This is a genomic window from Anabaenopsis elenkinii CCIBt3563, from assembly GCF_015245355.1.
Taxonomy (GTDB): domain Bacteria; phylum Cyanobacteriota; class Cyanobacteriia; order Cyanobacteriales; family Nostocaceae; genus Anabaenopsis; species Anabaenopsis elenkinii.
Window position 1 is genome coordinate 4,223,954 of record NZ_CP063311.1, and the last position, 20,487, is coordinate 4,244,440.

General features: G+C 45.2%; 8 protein-coding genes. 6 read left to right on the plus strand and 2 right to left on the minus strand.

Annotated features, from left to right (window positions below; translation table 11 throughout):
• Positions 1–11: 11 nt before the first annotated feature.
• Together psb34 and IM676_RS18570 are read left to right on the plus strand one after the other, a co-directional pair.
• The gene (gene psb34 / locus IM676_RS18565) at positions 12–191 is read left to right on the plus strand and encodes a photosystem II assembly protein Psb34 (protein WP_200988241.1); all 180 of its coding nucleotides are present in this window, start codon (positions 12–14) and stop codon (positions 189–191) included.
• Between the two features lie 338 nt (positions 192–529).
• A complete protein-coding gene (locus IM676_RS18570) occupies positions 530–2,740 on the plus strand; it encodes a tetratricopeptide repeat protein (protein WP_200988242.1) in 2,211 nt (736 codons plus the stop codon).
• Between the two features lie 50 nt (positions 2,741–2,790).
• On the opposite strand, the gene IM676_RS18575 is transcribed toward IM676_RS18570, so the two are convergent.
• Positions 2,791–3,999: a 4-hydroxy-3-methylbut-2-enyl diphosphate reductase gene (locus tag IM676_RS18575; RefSeq protein ID WP_200988243.1), complete on the minus strand. Its 1,209-nt coding sequence runs from the start codon at positions 3,997–3,999 to the stop codon at positions 2,791–2,793.
• A gap of 265 nt (positions 4,000–4,264) precedes the next feature.
• Positions 4,265–5,842, minus strand: coding sequence for an ammonium transporter (locus IM676_RS18580; protein ID WP_200988244.1), 1,578 nt, complete (start codon positions 5,840–5,842; stop codon positions 4,265–4,267).
• Between the two features lie 1,238 nt (positions 5,843–7,080).
• On the opposite strand from IM676_RS18580, the gene IM676_RS18585 reads away from it, so the two are divergent.
• The 4 genes from IM676_RS18585 to IM676_RS18600 all read left to right on the plus strand — a co-directional run.
• The gene (locus IM676_RS18585) at positions 7,081–7,953 is read left to right on the plus strand and encodes a hypothetical protein (RefSeq protein ID WP_200988245.1); all 873 of its coding nucleotides are present in this window, start codon (positions 7,081–7,083) and stop codon (positions 7,951–7,953) included.
• A gap of 1,232 nt (positions 7,954–9,185) precedes the next feature.
• Complete coding sequence (locus tag IM676_RS18590; protein WP_449658008.1) at positions 9,186–18,290, plus strand: Ig-like domain-containing protein; 9,105 nt, start codon at positions 9,186–9,188, stop codon at positions 18,288–18,290.
• Entirely contained in the window at positions 18,224–19,516 is a 1,293-nt protein-coding gene (locus tag IM676_RS18595; protein ID WP_200988247.1) for an Ig-like domain-containing protein, read from the plus strand. Before IM676_RS18590 ends, IM676_RS18595 begins: the two co-directional genes overlap by 67 nt.
• Positions 19,517–19,913: 397 nt before the next feature.
• Positions 19,914–20,487 (plus strand): cohesin domain-containing protein (locus IM676_RS18600; RefSeq protein WP_200988248.1); only part of this gene is annotated, 574 nt, incomplete at its 3' end.

The following is a 20,487-nucleotide window of genomic DNA, read 5'->3' on the forward strand; positions in this document are numbered from 1 at the left end:
GGAATTAATTTATGCCCTATACCAACGAAGAAGGTGGACGGTTAAATAATTTTGCTAATGAACCAAAAGTTTACCAAGCAGAACCTCCCACACAAGACCAAAAGCGTACCTATATTATTTTAGGAATTGCCGCCGCCGTTTTGGTCGCTGGTTTAATTTTCGTTTCCTTCTCTGTTTCTCATGTCAGTTAACTAAAAAATTTTTTTAATTTCATTATAAAATCTTTAATTTTATCATCCTTGGCTAGCTCAGTCCATTATTGATGTGAGTTGGTCATTTTTCATTCCATAGTTAGCTGTTGGTGGAAAAATTCCCCTATTCTAAGTAACACAAAATCAGGGTAGCGTCAATTTTTGTTATTATTATATAATAATATAAATGTAAAATTAACATAAATACTAAAATATTGACAAAGAGTCAAATTTTTGATAAATCCTGAGCAGATTCAAAGTCATAATTGAATTTTATCTATCTGCTGCAATATATCCTGTGGAATCTATGTTGACGATATTTTGGCTCTTCAGCCGCCATGAGCGTGAATGACATTACACACTCCGATCATTTGAATTGGAATCGCAAAGTTTATCATCGTCTAAAACTTGCCCTGAGTCTTAATTTAAGACGACAAGTTTTTTTGGCAGTTAGTGATAATCTCAGCTTACGTAATCAAGTGGCTGCGCGGTTGCATTCTACTTTAGCATATCCAGTCGCCAAGGTACTGTATGAGCCTGTGGATGGTTATGAAAGTAGCACCCCGGCTTATCCGCGACTAGTCACCTTAAGATTGAATCTCAATAATCCTAATCCTATAGATCATATTAATCAATGGTTGTCTAATTATCCACCACCGATTGTAAGTACATCAAAAGATACACCAGGTAAACCTTTCCCAGTGCCTATGTTTCAGATTGTAGGTGTGGAACAATTAACCAAGCAACCAGTAGCGATACAGCGTTTATTTTTACACTATCTGCGTTTAACTGATGAAAATTATTCTAGTCCCCAGCCTGGTCTATTTTTAGAATCCAGCCTGTTGTTATGGGTAACCCGTCCTTGGTTATCTGCTATTGAGCACTCAGCACCACAGTTTTGGCGTTGGCGTACTGGTGTGTTTGTGTTTGCAGGAGAACCAACCCCTAGTACACAAGGTCATGGTGTTCCGGAAAGTTCTTTAGGTTCTAGAAATGGGGATGTAGAAGATATTAACCCATCTGTTGTGGATGAATTAGTAATGGAAGCCGAAACCTACGGCCCATCCGCCCAGGAATTGAATTTTCAGGATGATTTGCAAGTACCGGTGGAATCACCAAGGAATCACCCTGCTAAAAACCAAAAAGGTTTACCTTTAGCTGCTGAATTACTCCCGGACTCAAGACAACAACAAAAATCTAGTGAGCAACCCAGTCCAGGTAATCAGATCACGGATTTCTCATTCCCCCATATTAATCAGCAGTTAATTGAACTGATCATCACAACTATCAACACGAGTCCTGGGGAAAATGCCGCAGATCACCAACAACTACAACAAATCCTTTTAGAAATTGAAAAACTACACTCACAAAAAGCCTCCTTTGAGGCCTTGGCTCAACTATATCATCATTTAGGAAACTTATATCGCTTACGCATTGAACAGGGAAAATCAAGTTCAGAAAATTTGATGGTGGCAATTCTGGCCTATCAGGAGGCGATCGCCTATGATGAGACATCACCTCAAATACCAGAGATTTTAAATGACCTGGGTACACTCTATTGGATGCTCTACCGTAATCCCCATCACTCAGGTGATAGGAAGGCATATCTAGAGCAGGGAATTGAATTTTATCATTTGGCTTTAAAACTGACATCCCCCCAAGAAAAACCAGAAACCTATACACGCCTACAAAATAATCTCGGTACTGCCTACAGTGATTTAGCTCGTCTTACTAACCCATCGGAAAATTGGCAACAAGCAGTATTAGCTTACAGCGAAGCACTGCATTATGGTGCAGCCACGATGGAATCTTTAAAGTATGCTGCTTGTCAAAACAACTTAGGTACGGCTTATTGGCATTTAGCGCAACACCATCAACCTGTAGTCAATTTTAAAAAAGCCATCGCTTTATACAGTCAGGCTTTAGCTCAGTACAGCCATGAACAAGAACCATTGAAGCATGGTATGATCCAAAATAATATCGGTACTGCCTACTGGAATTTAGCACAATACGAACAATCAGCAGAAAACCTGCAATTAGCTATTAATGTCTACCACCAAGCTTTAAAATACCGCACTCCAGCTAAGGCTCCTAGTGCTTGCGCCGCTACCCAAAATAATCTAGCTACTGCTTATTGGCACTTAGCAACCTTATCTCAAACAACTAAAGAGTCACGACAAAATTTATTACAATTGTCTATTGCTGCTTATAATGAAGCTATTGCTTTGGGCCGCTCACTCCGGGAAAATTTAGGTTTTGATTTGTTTACTGCTTACAATAATGTGGGATTAGCTCATTATCAGCTGGTTACAGATGACTCTTTTACTAGTAGTCGATCGACAATTTCACAGCACTTAGAAGCAGCATTAACTCATCATTTGCAGGCTATAAATGGATTTGCTCAAAAATCAGAAGCTTATCAGACAACTGTGAGTTACATTGTCAAAACAATTCGTGCTTTCCACAGTAAATTGGGTATAGAAGGGCAAAATCTGGGTTTGTCTAAGGTTCCAGCTCAGTTATTACCGGAAATTTTACCGAAATTGTAACTATAACAACCAGATAGCAGATACTTGTTATCTGCTATCTAGAAGTTAGTTCATACTGCTGGTACCATTACTTTGAATGTGAAAATCCGCGAAATCACATCTTCAACCACTTTATCAGGTGTAGAAGCACCAGAAGTCACTCCTACAACAATTTTGCCATCAGGTAACCAGTTCTGAGCGATCGCTAACTCCCCGTTTAACCGCCGATGTTCAATCACATTCGCTGATTGTATCCTTTCCACTGAATCAATGTGGTAGGAAGGAATACCTTTTTCCGAGGCAATTTGTTGTAATTGGGCTGTATTTGATGAATTAAAACCACCAATTACTAGCATTAAATCTAGGTTATGTTGTACTAATTCTAACATAGCATCTTGGCGTTCTTGAGTAGCATCACAGATAGTATTAAAGCTTTGGAAATGCTGATTTAACTCAATAGTTCCATATTTCTGCATCATAGTCCGCTCAAACAGCTTACCAATTGCCTCAGTTTCACCTTTGAGCATGGTGGTTTGGTTAGCAATCCCTACTCTCTCTAAATCGTGGTCAGGGTCAAATCCTGCTGAACAAGCTTTAGCAAACTTTTGCAAAAATTCCTGGCGATCGCCACCATGGAGAATGTAATCTGCAACATACTGGGCTTGTTGTAGATTGAGCACAATCAGATATTTGCCTGCAAAGGAACTGGTAGCAACTGTTTCCTCGTGCTTATATTTACCGTGAATAATGGATGTGTAATTAACTTTTTTGTGCTTCTCAACTGTATTCCAAACTTTCGACACCCAAGGACAAGTTGTATCAACAATTTTACAACCTTGGTCATGGAGAATTTGCATTTCTTGAACGCTGGCTCCAAATGCGGGTAGAATCACCACATCCCCGGTTTCCACCACGGAAAAATCTTTTTGACCAGCTTCCACAGGAATGAATTTGATATTCATTTCCTGCATACGCTGATTCACAGAAGGATTATGAATAATCTCATTAGTAATCCAGATGCGCTCAGTGGGGAAATGCTGACGAGTTTCATAAGCCATGGCCACAGCGCGTTCTACACCCCAGCAAAAACCAAAGGCTTGGGCGAGGCGGATAGTCACATCACCCCTTGTCAAAATGTAGTTGCGATCGCGAATTTCCTGAATCAAACCACTTTGATACTCAGATTGTAACTGGGTAGTGACTTCTGCTTGATGACCAAATCCCTTACGATTATAATTTTCCGAATGTTGGAGCGCTCGTTTAAAAGCTTTTGTATCCATTGGATTTGCAACTTAAATTACTATTTCTTATGTCTCGCCCTAGAATATAATTGATTTTCTAGAGCAGACCTTCCATAGTGATTTTAAATCCCCAGAGGCAATAGGTGCAAAATTTGGCAGAAAAAACCCGCCACTGCTCAGACGGGTAATTATAGCATTTCCCATGCTCGTGAGGTACAAAGTTGTTTAGTTTCAGGGAACAGGGAACAGGGAATAGGCAATTGATGTGTACTTCATTAGCCTGAAAAAGGCTATAGTCACAATCTTAATATTTATCCCCTGACATTTCAGGTGACCCGTGTCCTTCTGGAAACCCCGTAGGGGTAGTTTCTCTGAGGAATCCAGTATAGGCTTCCATACCGTGTTCGGCAATGTCTAAACCTTCTAACTCTTCCTCACGAGTTACCCGGATACCTAAAGTAGCTTTGAGTATCAGCCAAAAGATGCTACTCAGAAGAACTGTCATCCCACCCACAGTCACAACACCAACCAGTTGAATCAAGAACTGTCCTAAACCACCGCCAGCAAATAAACCTGCTGCTGGGCCTGCACCTTCACCATACCAGGAATAAATACCAGGACCTACAGACCACAGACCTACTGCTAGAGTTCCCCAGATACCACAAACAAGGTGAACTGAGGTAGCGCCCACTGGGTCATCAATACGGATTTTATCGAATAGTGTGACTGAGAAAACTACAATTACTCCCCCAATAAAACCAATGAGTAACGCAGCGGGGATACCTACGAAAGCACAAGGCGCTGTAATTGCTACCAAGCCAGCCAAAACACCGTTGATGATCATTGATAAGTCGGGCTTACCTAAGTAAATCCAAGCTGTACCTGTAGCACCAATTGCACCTGCAGCCGCAGCCATGTTAGTTGTTAGAGCTATGTGCGCGATCGCATTACCATCAGCGGCCATGGTGGAACCGGGGTTAAAACCAAACCAACCCAACCAGAGAATTAAACAACCCAAGGTAGCAATGCTCATGTTGTGACCGGGTAAAGCCACAACTTGGCCACCTTGATATTTACCAATCCGTGGTCCGAGAAATGCAGCTCCCATTAAAGCCGCCCAACCACCCACTGAGTGGACAACGGTAGAACCTGCAAAGTCCCAGAAGCCAAAATCACTTAGCCAACCACCACCCCATACCCAGTGTCCGGTAATCGGGTAAGCAATACCTACCAGTAGGAGGCTGAAGATTAAGAAGTCAACAAATTTAATTCTCTCGGCTACTGCACCGGAAACAATTGTCGCAGCAGTTCCCGCAAAGGCTAGTTGAAATAAAAACTTGGCCGCTAAAGGTACACCCGCCCAGCTCAGAGAACTGAACACACCTTGATAAGCGTCTTCTGTTAAAGGACTGTTATCTGCTCCTGAGAGGAAAAACCCCGAAGTTCCTAAGAAGCTATTACCGTCCCCAAACATAATACCAAAGCCGATTGCCCAAAAGGCAATACTCGCTAGAGCAAATACAATTAAGTTCTTAGCTAGAACGTTAACAGCATTTTTCTGGCGACAAAAACCGGTTTCTAACATCCCGAAACCAGCATTCATAAAGAATACTAAAAAGGCGGCGATCGCCACCCAAAGAGTATCTAGAGCAACCTTAAGTTTTCCTAGTTCTGTTGTCTCTGGCTCCGGTGGTTGAGCAACTGCTACATAACCCCAACCCAAAACAATCAAGCAAGCTAAGGGTAAACACGCTTGCCAACTCGGAGCCAGCCCCTTAATGGCTAAGTTAAATTGCTTTAATCTTCCGGTAAATGGTCTTTTTTTAGCGTAGTATTTCCCAGATAATCGCCTATTTTTAATTGTCGATTTTTGTTGGTACATGAGTTTCAATAACACCCTACAAATTCAATGCAAAAAGATATTTGGGCGCAACATATTTACACCTCAAACTAAACCTTGGTTGAGCAAGCATAAATTGCAAATAACCTAACTAGGAGTTTAGGAAACTATTGGTACACTTGTAAAGATTTTTGATAATTTGATTAGGGAAAGAGCATATTCTTACCCAAACAGTCTCACCTCCTTGCCTGAATTTTTAATCCCTCGATATCATGTTTGGAGACCCACAATCGCCACCACTGGCAACTCTGAGGTGAACTTAACACTATCTATTCTTCCCACAGGGTTACCCATGATGACAGTAGGTTTTGCCATCAACCTCCATCAACTCAGCCACAAATTTGAATGATTTTCTATTTAGTCAGGCTAAAATTCTGTATTGTTAGATACTTTTTCTACTTGTAAAATATAACAGTAGCAACCAACACTAACTAACTAAAGAATATTTTAGAAAAAATATTAATGTATCCTTAATCAATCAAAATTTATCAGCCATGTCTGAATCTATCAGGTGAGAATTGATACTTATATATTTTTATGTAAAACAATACAGTAATATCTATATGAATGTGAAGATAATATGAAATTATCTTATACTTGATTGTATCACTTAAGAATAAGTGATACATTACTTGGTAAATAAGTTAGCCATACCCTTGAAATTAACTAAAGATGTACTTATTTTTACATCTTTGAACTTAATGACATTATGTTTACACTGGCTTTTGAGGATATAAAACAATAAAATCTTCCACCTGTGGGCTTTGGCGTTAGCTAAAAATAGGCTGTTAAATGTGACATTACAGGTAAATAGGATGAAAAACCTTCTGGCCGAGTGCCGATTATCCTTTACCTATGTAAATAAGAATGGTTGTAATTGCAGTCGTTAACAAAATAGGTTTTGAGTTGAAGTTTGATGTTGAAACCCCCTGTACTTATATATCTACTAGCACCACTAGCAACTATTTGCGGCGAACTATCTACTACACACAAAAGCCCACCATAACAATATAGCATTATTCTCTCAAAAAAAAAATAAATTTATGAAATCAGGAACTGATGATTAGGAGTAGAGTTAATTTAAATACTGGATACCTTGGCAGAAATCTTGTTAGAGGATTCACACTGGCATAATAGCAATATTAGTCACAGTAACCTCAGTGGAGCGCATCAGTTTATTTTTACACAGATAAGATAGAATTTAACTTGTGTGAGGTGTTATGAAACGATTTAATTTCTTTGTTGCTACTTCCATGTGGGGTTGTTTTTTGACCTTTCTGTGTGCGGATTTTGTCCTAGCAGGGCCAGTTCCCGTCGGCTCCCTTAGTGGGGTAACACTACCGGGGAGACTTACAGCACCAGTCACCGTAACTCCCAACGTTACAGCCTCCCCAGTCACCGTAACTCCCAACGTTACAGCCTCCCCAGTCACCGTAACTCCTAATGTTACAGCCTCCCCAGTCACCGTAACTGAGTTAGGTCAAACCACAGCCGCTCAAGTTGCAATTGGAAGAGGTGTTACAGTGACAGGAAGATCCAGAACCTTGTCAATTCCGGCAACAACGGCTACAGTTAATAATCAAGTCAGCACAATGGTGACATTAGTATCAGTTAATGATCAGCCCTCACAATTTTTCCTAGAGGGTACATCTCGGCAAGTTACCAATGCATCAGCATTTTTAGCAGTAGCTACCGCAGCTGAGTTCAACCAATCTCAAGTTCAGATCGGTACCAGTATTGCTTTGACTGGGGCTGAATATACTCAGGTAGCAGCGTTAATGGACACCTTACCGGCACTGTTTGTATCCTTATCAAATCAAAAGTCTTTACATAAGTTGACAGCAGTAGTTGAAAGTCCGGGTAAACAGGTGAATTTTTCCCAGGGGTTAATCATGAGCAGGGAGGATAACAAATTCCAGGGTGTGCCCATATCCAATGTTGATCGACAGAAACTGAATACAGCAATAATCATATACAACGCAATTCTCGAATCTAGCGATGAGGTGACGGTAATCGCCCTGTCTCAAAACGAAGATTTTTTAGCTATTGGTAGCGGTTTACGCCAAATGCGGGCTGCAATCAACAGTCTTTGATGGAAGAAAAATAAAATTAGATTTTTCTCATGTATAATCTATGGCAAAATAATAGTTGTTTAATCCTCAAGTATATGGTCAGTGTAATCCTGATTGGTGTTGTATTTTTTTTGGCAGACTGATCAGTATCTACTGTTTAGTTTTGAGGAGTAATCTGGATGACATCACTTATTCAACCGTTGTCTAGTCAGTACACAGCCCAAAGTATTGATCAGGAGTTCAGTGTGCAATGAACAACATCAAGTAGAGAATCTAGCTGTTGACTGTTAATCGTAATGGTCAATTAACTGGATGGGACATTTTCCCGATAAATTTACGATTATTAATCCGTGATCACCAATCTTAGATAGGAGATTTCCACAGTGGCAAATTTAATTATTACTCCCGTTAGCGTTGATGTTGACGATAATTCCAGTGAGTTTATCCTCAACTACCGTCTGGAGAATTTTCTAGATACACGAGTATCCAGTGTGTCTCTAACGCTGTATTACAATAGTAGTCAAATTACCATAGATACCAATAATATTCTGATTCCGCGCGGTACAGTAGACCCCGACTTTGGAAAGATACCAGGACTAGATGCTCAGAATGGAGATAATGATCCCAGCACCACAGATTTTATTTTCATCACCATCACTAATCTAAACGCACCTGGGGGAAGCAATGTGTTTGCCAGAGTTCCTTTCCAAGTGGTTGGTGGTGCATTTAATCCTCAGGTGGGCACAGAAATTAATTTTCAAGTCACCACAACAAATCCTAGTATTACAGTCGATCCGATTCCTTCCGTAACGATCGCCAATCTTCCAGTCACTAACCTAACCCAAGAGGTCGCTTACAGAACCATCGCCGATGCGATCGCCGCTGCTAATGCAGGGGATACCATTCAAGTAGCATCGGGGACTTACGCAGAATCTTTCCGCATTGATAAGGCGATCACTCTCATTGGACCAAATCAGGGTAGTGCCGCAACAGCAAGTGCCAGGGCAAATTCCGAAGCCTTGATCAACGGTAAGGTGACAATAGCAGCCGATGGCGTCACCATCAATGGTTTCAGACTCGATCATGCCAATGGTCCTTTAGCCTGGCAAGGAACCCCTAATAACTTTCAACTGCTCAACAGCTACGTTACCGGGTATACAGCAGCCAATGCTCCTCGGTTTGGAGATGCCAACAACTACAACGGTCCAGCGGTAGTCACTGGATGGAATATCAGTGGTAACTACATTGGTGACATGAGTGGTCAAGGTGCCGGCGGTGCCTTGTATTTAGCTGGGCTGAATAATTCAGACATCAGTAACAACACCTTTGACCGCCCCCAGGCTGCCCACCTTTACCTGTCATCCCTCACCGATGTCAGAATACAAAACAACACCTTTAACAACGGTGTCAATAACAATAATCTATACTATTCAGGCTACTGGTTTGAAATCAAAGGAACCAACAACGGCGTATTAATCGCAGGTAATAGCGGCCAGGGTAACAGCGGTGGTATTCAGTTGTGGGGTGAAGGCTCCAGCAACTTTAAGTTTGACAACATCACCATTGAGGGTAACACCTTCGATAACTTTGTTAATGCTGACCCCGACGGTAGAGGAATCGCAGGGAATAGGTCAGGAACGACCCCAGCGATCGTCGCTAGTGCCAGTGTAGAAAACGGACATTCCGGCAGTAACCTGATTATCAGGAATAATACAATCACCAAAGACCTGGGGACACTGTTAAATAATACACCTCAAAGTACAGACCTGCCCCACTTAATAGATATTCGTGGTGCCTTTAACGGTGTGACCATTCAGGGTAATACTCTGGCATATACCGGAGCAATTACCAACAATTTCCCCTTAGCAACTGGGTTGTCACTCACTGGTAGCTTACCAGGTGCTGTAAATGTCAGCAACAACCAATTCTTGGGAGGACAGGGCACTCCCAACGCTGCAGCTTACTATGCTGTTGACTTACAACCGGTTTTCATAAATGCAAATGGTACCCCTAATGCTGCTAAATACGGCACCTTTGCAGGTAACTTGAACATCATTGGTAATACCATCAGTGATTGGGAAGTAGGTGTTGTGCTGCGGGATGCACAACAAATTACAACACCCGTTAACATTGCAGGCAACACCTTCAGCAACAATTTCCTTGACGTCTTTGACGGTATTGCTCCTACCATCACAGCCGGTCAAACCTTTAGCTACCAAGAAAACCAAGCTTTGGGCTTCGTGGTGGCAACAGTGGCAGCAAGCGATAACCTAAATAATACTGACAACGTTGGTATCAGAGAGTATGCTATTGTTAGTGGTAACGAGGATGGATTTTTCACCATTGACAACAATGGGGTAATTACCCTGACCGTCGCAGGTGTAGCCGCTGCAGCCAATGACTTTGAAACCCAGCCAAACAGTTTTACTTTGGGAATTACCGCCACGGACGCAGGCGGACTGACCTCAGCAGTCACAAATGTCATCATTACAGTTACAGATGATCCGACGGATACCATAGTAGCCACCCCTACTATCGACACGATCGCCGGTGATGATAGAGTCAACTTTAGGGACGCAGATGCAGGCTTTAACATTACAGGTACTGGTATACCTGGAGCCACAGTTAGCCTAGTATTTGATAGCGGTCGTGTGTTAGCAGCTGGCAACACAGTGACTGTAGGTGGTGATGGTACATGGTCAGTTAATGTAACCCTTGATGATGTAGAAGATGTTTTTGGCGAGGGAACAGAGGTTATTACTGCCACCCAGAGCCTGAATGGCATTGACAGCGCACCAGTTACCAAACAATTCACAGTTGATACCGTTGAGCCCACAGTCAGTATCACCAGCAATGCTCCTGAGATTGCCACTGGTCCTATCATCTACACCTTCACCTTCACTGAAGCGGTCACGGGCTTTACCGCTGATGATATTACAGTCACTCGGGGTACTAAGGGAACCTTCACCGAAGTCACCGGTACCGTCTACACCTTAGTAGTCACCCCTGATGCTGACTTTGAAGGGGAATTGACAGTGACTGTAGCAGGGGAAGCCGCCCAGGACGCCGCAGGTAACCCCAGCCTTGCACCCCAGCCAGTTGTGCAAAGGGTAGATACTTTGATCCCGGCTGCTCCCACAATTAACCCCATTGCCGGAGATAATATAGTCAACAGCGCAGAGGCAAGTGGTTTTGCAATTACCGGTAGAGGGGAAGTTGGGGCAACAGTCAGACTCAGCTTTAGTACGGGTATTGCTGACAAAACAGTGACTGTAGGTGGTGATGGCAATTGGTCAGTACCGGTAACCGCCGCAGATGTAACCGCCTTTGGTCAAGGGTCAAAAAGCATCACCGCTACCCAAACAGACCTAGCAGGGAATGTCAGCCCAACGGTGACTCAGGGATTCACGGTGGATACAGTTCGCCCCCTGACCCCAGTCATTAACGTAATTTCCGGAAATGATATTGTCAACGCCACGGAAGCAGCAGGGTTTACCATCACAGGTACAGGGGAAGCCGGAGCGACATTAACACTCAGCTTCAGTAGCGGTATCGTCAACAAAACAGTACAGGTAGGTGGTGATGGTAATTGGTCAGTACCGGTAACCGCCGCAGATGTAACCGCCTTTGGGCAAGGGCCAGAAACCATCACCGCTACCCAAACAGACCCAGCAGGGAATGACAGCTTACCTACAAGTCGCTCCATCACAGTAGATACGGTGGTTCCCCCTGCACCGGTAATTAATATCATTGCGGGAGATGATATTGTCAACGCCACGGAAGCAACCGCAGGGTTTACCATCAGAGGTACAGGGGAAGCTGGAGCAAGATTAACACTCAGTTTCAGCAGCGGTATTGCTGACAAGACAGTTGTTGTACCAGCTAATAATCGTTGGTCGATTGCCTTGACACCACAGGAGATAACAGCCTTGGGTGAGGGACAAGAGGTGATTACTGCCACTCAAACCGATACAGCAGGCAATACTAGCCCAGCAGCAACCCGTAACCTTACTGTGGCTACCGTGCCACCACCAGCGCCCACCATCGGTAACATTACCCCAGACGACATTGTTAACGCCCAAGAGGCTGCAAATGGCTTTAGCATCACGGGTACTGGTCAAGCCGGGGCAACAGTGACATTGAGCTTTGACAGTAACCGGGTTCTACTAGGTGGCAATACCGCAGTTGTAGGTAATAATGGCAATTGGTCAATTGCAGTCGTACAGGCAGATGTGAGCGCCTTTGGTCCAGGGGCAGAAACCATCACCGCTACCCAAACAGATGTGGCAGGGAATATCAGTCAGCCAACAGTGAAACAGTTCACTGTAAGAACTCAGGTACTGATTACTGCAGCCGACTCAGCTCAGGACATTGTTGAACTCCTGCAGACAACTTTAGCCGGGACAGCCACCGTAAATGCCGCTGGTATGACTGAAGCCCAGTTAGCGTCTGTGGTAGCAAATATCGGTCAGGTTCAGGATGGCGGTATCACTAATCTCAGCCTTAATAATAGCAACTCCCTAGGGACAGTCAATGGATTGCTCTCAAGCACAACTGTAGCAGGTACGGTTGCTATTAATGCCTCTGGTATTGGCAGTGACATATTATCTGCCATTGCCACCAACATCAATAAGGTCAGCAGCATCACCAACCTTACCCTGAGCAACTCTGACTCCGCCGGCACCATCGGGATTTTGTTGGGCAGTGATGCAGTAGCTGTAAATTCCGTATCAGTGAATGCACAGGGCATGAACTCAGGGCAGCATCAGTCCTTAGCTGACGCCATCGGCAAGGTTTCTAACCTGACTAACCTCTCCCTGAGCAACTCTGACTCTGCATCTCTAATTACCACCTTACTAGGCAGCACTGTAGTTGCATCTGCTGATGTGAATGCCCGTGGTATGAATAGCGCCAAGCTAACAGCGGTTGCCAACCAAGCGGCTAAGGTGTCAAGTCTGACCGATCTCACCTTGACTAATGACAATACTGCAAATGCAACGGTCATTACCAGGTTGCTGAGTGCAGCAGCTGACAGTTCCGTTGCCGTTGAGACCCAAAACATGGGAACCGGCAAACTGAGCGCCATTGAAGATAACTTTAGTAAGGTTTCCAGTGCTGTCATCGGTAATGGTCAAACTTTGACCCTGGCGGCGGATACTGTCAATAACGCCACCATCACCGGAGCAGGTACTCTCGCGTTAACTGGGTTGATTGGGTCTAACACATTCTTTACGAATATTGGATCAAGGATTATCAATTTAACCGAGGCTACTTTGGGCTTTACTGGTTTGACCTTGAGAAACTCTTCAGAATATGTCCTTACTCTGTCTCAGGCCAGAAACTTAATAGTTAACGGCACAAGCGCTCGTGACCTACTGACCATTGACCTATCAAATGTCGATTTTGACGAGGCTGAAATTTTCCAGGCGGGTTCTAGAACATATGGTCCGTTCATAACTTTATCTGGGCTTCAGGTTAATACTGCAGCGGGACCAGATGAGGTCAGTTTCAAGTTTCCTGCATCTGATGACCCTACCTCCCAAAAACTGCTTCTGAGAAATGGCTTCCTTGATCTAGGTCCTGATTTTGACACCATTAGAATTAGTGGTGGCGAGGTTTGGTACACAACGGCAGACTTCTTTCCTAGAAATTATGAAAGGGTGATCATTAACTCTGGTGGTAACTTTACTCTTGCTGCCTTCCGTCAGTTATTAGCAGCGGGGTTTGAACTATCTGGTGATGGCGTCTATGTAGTCCGGGGTGGTATTGGAGAAGCTGCCGATCCTAATGATCCTTTCACCGAGACAGACCCAGGTGGTGCAATTGATCTCAGAGGTATTGGAGCGAACTTTGAAGCAGGTGGAGTGAATTTCCCCACCATTCAATTTGTCGATTTAACCGAAGCAGATATAGAGAGTGGTTTGCTAATTCTGCCTACAGCAACAGATAGACGTGTAGTACTTCAGGTCGGTGATGTAGAAGTTTATAGACCAGATATCATTCTCACAGATATTACAGTTTTTACGGCTCAACAGCTACTTGATGCTGTGACCGGGCCAAATGCAGGCGATCTGACAAGCATTACTCTAGGTGCGAACAACATCACTCTCTCCCAAAATCTGGGGATTCCTAATACAACAGCACTGAATTTCGCCAACAACACTCTTCTAATAGCAACTGGTGCAACCCTCACCCTAACTGCAGCACAAGCCAGTGGAGCGGCGATCGCAGGGCAAGGTACTGTAGTCCTGACTAACCCCGGCGCTAACCTCACAGCAAATTTAAGTAATATCAACGTCTCTGAAGTGAGATTGGCAGTTGACGCGCCCCTGAATGTGACAGCAGCAACCCTGGCGGAGACTCTCACCTTCGCTGTCACTGGCTCCGGTAATTTGACCTTAACGGCTGCTCAAGCTAGCGATCGCTCAATTACCAATGCTGGACAAGTGACGATTACTGGTTTAGGCAGCGATGAGGTTGACCTCGGCAGGATTACCGGTGCTGGTACTGCTACTGCTAGTTTAGCCGCGCCGTCCGTGACCTTAGGAGGTGATACCAACCTTGGTAATGTCGCAGTCACACTAAATGCCAACCAAAGCTTGACCTTGAGCGCCGCCCAAGCCAGTGGTAAGACTATCACAGGTACAGGCGCAGTCACAGTCACAGGTTTAGCAGCCGCCACAAACCTCTCAGGTCTGAGTGCTGGTTTAAATATCACAGCCGTTGTCACAACAGCCACAGATATTAGTGCTAACAATAACCTGGGTACAGTGGATGCCTTCCAGGTCAATGCCGGAACCCTCACCTTGAGTGGAACCCAAGCCAGTGGTAAAACTATCACAGGTACAGGTGCAGTCACAGTCACAGGTTTAGCAGCCGCCACAAACCTCTCAGGTCTGAGTGCTGGTTTAAATGTCACAGCCGTTGTTACAACAACCACAGATATTAGTGCTAACAATAACCTGGGTACGGTAGATAGGTTCACTGTGAATGCAGGACAAACCCTCACCTTGAGTGCCGCCCAAGCCAGTGGTCAGACCATCACAGGTACAGGTGCAGTCACAGTCACAGGTTTAGCAGCCGCCACAAACCTCTCAGGTCTGAGTGCTGGTTTAAATGTCACAGCCGTTGTTACAACAACCACAGATATTAGTGCTAACAATAACCTGGGTACAGTGGATAGGTTCACTGTGAATGCAGGACAAACCCTCACCTTGAGTGGAACCCAAGCCAGTGGTAAAACTATCACAGGTACAGGAGTCGTCAGAGTCGCAGGTGTAAACCCCGCCACTGACCTCTCAGGTCTGAGTCCTGATTTAAATGTCACGGCGATCGTCCGAACCGTAGAAGACTTAACTGGGTTCAATATCTCTGTGGTAGATGCCTTTGAGGTAGAAGCTCAACAAACCCTGACCTTAACCGCCGCCCAAACCAGTGGTAAGAGCATTACAGGGAACGGTACTCTCAGGATTGTGGGATTGGCAGACTTCCCCACTCCTAATCTCAGCCAGATCGCGGGTGTGACAGTCATTCTGGATGGAACAGCAGTTAGCATTAATACGCCTGTTGATACCTTGCTCAGTGCTGGTGAATCTGCTGCGACTACCATATCTGGTACTGCAATTGGGGCAGAAGGTCAGACAGTTACAGTGGTCTTTACCGATAGCAACGGTAACCAGGTAACAAGCACTGCTACAGTAGCTAATGATGCCTGGACTGTAACCGCTAACTTGAGTACTTTGGGCGAGGGATTTATTAATGTTACGGCTACATCTGAAGATATAGCAGGTAACCCACTATCAGCTGATGAACCATCATTGTTGACCTTAGACTTCACCCCACCAGAAGCACCGATTATTAACCCGGTAACAGGGGATAACGCTGTCAACGCCACAGAGGCTGCAGCGGGCTTTACCATCACAGGTACAGGGGAAGGCGGGGCAACAGTTACCCTGACCCTTGGCGGTACAAATATCGGCACAGCCAATGTTGTTCCAGGCGGTAACTGGTCTTTGGATATCGCCCCCGGTCAGCTAGTTGGTCAAGAAACCCGGAACTTGGTGGCTTTTCAAACCGACGCCGCTGGTAATATCGGACCGAACCAGTCTCAAGAACTGTTGATTAGTACCTCACCACCCACAGTCGCCATTACCAGCATCGGTGGTGTAGATAGCATCGTTAGTGGGGTAGCAGGAGATAACACAGTAGTAGGTACTGCTCAACCAGGTAATGTCACCATCCTCTTAGGACAGCAGGTATTGGGTCTAGCCACAGCAAATGCACAGGGGAACTTCACCTACAACCTGACACCAGCCAACCTCACCGCCATTGGCCAGGGAGAAGGTAAAATCCTGACCGCCTCCCAAACCGACGCCGCCGGTAATATTGGTACATCTGCTCCCTTTACCTTTGCAGTCGATACCATAGCACCCACAGTCGCCATTACCAGCAGTTTGGCAGCCGGGGCGATCGCAACTGGCGACCCCATCATCTACACCTTCACCTTCAGTGAAGCGGTGAGGAACTTTACCGCCGCGGATATTGAAGTCACCAACGGTACAAAGGGAACCTTCACCGAAGTCACCGGTAACGTCTACACCTTAGTAGTCACCCCTATTCCTGACATTGCAGGTGATTTAACAGTTGCTATAGCAGCAGCATCCGCCCAAGATACCGCAGGTAACCCCAGTCCCAGTGCACAAACAGTGGTGCCGGTGGATACTATCATCGCAGGTGAAACCTTTAAAGTCACGAGTTTTGATCCGAACCCCAGTGGCTTTGTCTTGACATTCAACGATGACCTGAATCTCGGTGTCCTTAACCTGTACAGAGGATTAGACCTAGCCAATCCACTCGCCCCGGTTACTGATTTACCAGACCTCATCCTCACCGATAGTGCTGGAAATATCATCAATGGTTCACTCATTTGGGATCAAGGCAATGCCAACACCCTCACCTTTGTTAAAACAGGTGACATTCTAGCACCCGGTAATTACACCCTGACCCTGGAGAGCCGTAGAGATGGTTTCGTTACCACGAATGGACGCTTACTCGATGGTAATGAAGATGGTTTCTCAGGTGGTAATTACGTTCAGAACTTTACCGTCAATAGCCCCACAGCACCAGTCCTCACCTTACCTGACTTTAGCCGTGCTCCCGGTCAAGAGGTAAACAAACCTGCTGGGGGGGGTCAATTCGCTCCCCTACCCATCCGCATCACCAACCCCGGTGGTGTAGACAACATTAGCTTCACTTTGCAATATGACCCAGACCTGCTGGTTGTGACAGACGCAAATGTAGTCGCATCCGGTTGGAGTTTCACCTCTAACCCCACCATCGATCCTTTAACAGGACGAGCTGAGTTTACTCTGAGTGGATCTGCCCTCAATGCTAGTACCGACTTAATCACCTTGGATGCTCGGGTTCGAGAGACTGCAACCTACGGTGCTAAAGGTGTACTGCAAATACTTCCCGGTGGGGGCTTAGTAGGAGACAGTGCGGTACAACTGGTAGCATTAGTAGGAGATACCACAGTAGTAGGTACTGCTGAAGCACGTAGTGGTAATGTCACCATCCTCTTAGGACAGCAAGTATTGGGTACTGCAGCAGTGGATGGACAGGGCAACTTTACCTACACCCTGAGTGCAGCCAACCTAGAGACCATTGGACAGGGAACAGGTAGAAGCATCACCGCATCCCAAACCGACACCGCCGGTAATACTGGGACATCTGCTCCCTTTACCTTTACGGTGGATACCTTAGACTCCTTCATTGAGATCGCCCCATTAAATGCCGAGCAAGCTGAAGGTAACGAAGGACTTACCCCATTTACCTTCACAGTCACCCGCGCCGGGGACACCACAGGTGCAATTAGTGTTAACTGGGAGGTAACAGGTACAGGTGACAACCCTGCTAGTGCTGATGACTTTGTAGACGGAGTATTCCCATCAGGTACAGTCACCTTTGCTGCAGGGGTAACATCTCAGGTAATTACAGTCAATGTCAGTGGTGACACGGTAGTAGAACCGGATGAAACCTTTACCGTCACTTTGTCTGGTGCTACTAACGCCATCATTACCACGGCTACTGCTACGGGGACAATTCTCAATGANGATGCAAATGGCGACTTTACCTACACCCTGAGTGCAGCCAACCTCACCGCCATTGGCCAGGGAGAAGGTAAAACCATCACCGCCTCCCAAACCGACGCCGCCGGTAATATTGGTACATCCGCTCCCTTTACCTTTGCAGTCGATACCATAGCCCCCACAGTCGCCATTACCAGCATCGTTTGGCAGCCGGGGCGATCGCAACTGGCGACCCCATCATCTACACCTTCACCTTCAGTGAAGCGGTGAGGAACTTTACCGCCGCGGATATTGAAGTCACCAACGGTACAAAGGGAACCTTCACCGAAGTCACCGGTAACGTCTACACCTTAGTAGTCACCCCTATTCCTGACATTGCAGGTGATTTAACAGTTGCTATAGCAGCAGCATCCGCCCAAGATACCGCAGGTAACCCCAGTCCCAGTGCACAAACAGTGGTGCCGGTGGATACTATCATCGCAGGTGAAACCTTTAAAGTCACGAGTTTTGATCCGAACCCCAGTGGCTTTGTCTTGACATTCAACGATGACCTGAATCTCGGTGTCCTTAACCTGTACAGAGGATTAGACCTAGCCAATCCACTCGCCCCGGTTACTGATTTACCAGACCTCATCCTCACCGATAGTGCTGGAAATATCATCAATGGTTCACTCATTTGGGATCAAGGCAATGCCAACACCCTCACCTTTGTTAAAACAGGTGACATTCTAGCACCCGGTAATTACACCCTGACCCTGGAGAGCCGTAGAGATGGTTTCGTTACCACGAATGGACGCTTACTCGATGGTAATGAAGATGGTTTCTCAGGTGGTAATTACGTTCAGAACTTTACCGTCAATAGCCCCACAGCACCAGTCCTCACCTTACCTGACTTTAGCCGTGCTCCCGGTCAAGAGGTAAACAAACCTGCTGGGGGGGGTCAATTCGCTCCCCTACCCATCCGCATCACCAACCCCGGTGGTGTAGACAACATTAGCTTCACTTTGCAATATGACCCAGACCTGCTGGTTGTGACAGACGCAAATGTAGTCGCATCCGGTTGGAGTTTCACCTCTAACCCCACCATCGATCCTTTAACAGGACGAGCTGAGTTTACTCTGAGTGGATCTGCCCTCAATGCTAGTACCGACTTAATCACCTTGGATGCTCGGGTTCGAGAGACTGCAACCTACGGTGCTAAAGGTGTACTGCAAATACTTCCCGGTGGGGGCTTAGTAGGAGACAGTGCGGTACAACTGGTAGCATTAGTAGGAGATACCACCAAAACTCAAGAGTATCTTTCTACAGATGCGGCCTTAATTTCTCGTGTCAATGTCGGACTGGATACAGGATTTAGAGCCTTCCCTGTGACTGATCCTCTGATTATAGGAGACGTTACAGGGGACGGAAGATTAGACGCCGGCGATACAACCTCTGTGCGACGAGCAGCCGTGGGACTGTCTAGCCCATTCCTACCACCATTACCATTGGGTTAATAGGGGTATTTAAAGATTGAGATGGGGCGGTTTTACCGCCGCATCTATTTGGTTTAAATTCTCCATCACTGACCCCACGCTATCCCTATCGGATGGGGTCAGTGTTCAGAAATTCTGAACGTATATGTAAATTAAGTCCTGTTTAGGATGAGTACACAGATTCAGGATTTGGTGAGCGAGGAATATTGTGACCAAAAAATATATCCCTTTGATATTCCTGAGTTAATCCCAACCAATTTACTGAAACATTGGTCAATGTAAGTATATTTATGTGTAGAGATTTTACTAAAAATTCTTTGTTCCAGAAAGTAGTAAATACATCTTGCTAATCCGCAACACCTCTACTATCTTTGAGTTCATCTTTGATCAATTGTCGTGACTATTTAGGAGAAACCATATGCCAAATATTTTTATCCCAGCCGATCTGACAGTTAAAGTAGGGCAAACTATCCAAGTACCCGTTAAGATCGATGATGCTACGGGAGCATTAGCATTTAATTTTACAATTATTTACGACAACAACGTAGTTGAGTTCATCAGAGTGGAGAGAGGTGATGTAACAAGAAATTTTCCAGGTTTTATAAGCAATTCTCTCATCAATGACAGAATTAGAGTAGGTCTTGATCAGCCTTCACCACTACCTCAAGGTACTGGTGAAGGTAGCCTTGCTATCTTCACCTTTAAAGTTAAAGAAACCGCTTCACCAGGAAGTACAAACTTCAGTATAGTTGACCCTAGATTTAATATCCAGCCATTACCTGGTTCCACTGTACCAGTAACCATTAATTCCTTATTCTCTATTGCCATACCAGATAATTTAACCAGTAACCCAGGGGAAACAATCACAGTCCCTGTAACCCTCAATGGTGCTACTGGAGTTGACTCCATCAACTTGAGAATCAACTACAACAGCGCCATTACCCTAACTGGGGTTACCAAAGGGCAGTTACCCGAAGGTTTAGATTTACTAG

Bases quoted from the DNA above. Each gene is read 5' to 3' on its own strand.
- psb34 (WP_200988241.1), top strand. From the start codon at position 12: ATGCCCTATACCAACGAAGAAGGTGGACGGTTAAATAATTTTGCTAAT.
- IM676_RS18570 (WP_200988242.1), top strand. From the start codon at position 530: ATGAGCGTGAATGACATTACACACTCCGATCATTTGAATTGGAATCGC.
- IM676_RS18575 (WP_200988243.1), bottom strand. From the start codon at position 3,999: ATGGATACAAAAGCTTTTAAACGAGCGCTCCAACATTCGGAAAATTAT.
- IM676_RS18580 (WP_200988244.1), bottom strand. From the start codon at position 5,842: ATGTACCAACAAAAATCGACAATTAAAAATAGGCGATTATCTGGGAAA.
- IM676_RS18585 (WP_200988245.1), top strand. From the start codon at position 7,081: ATGAAACGATTTAATTTCTTTGTTGCTACTTCCATGTGGGGTTGTTTT.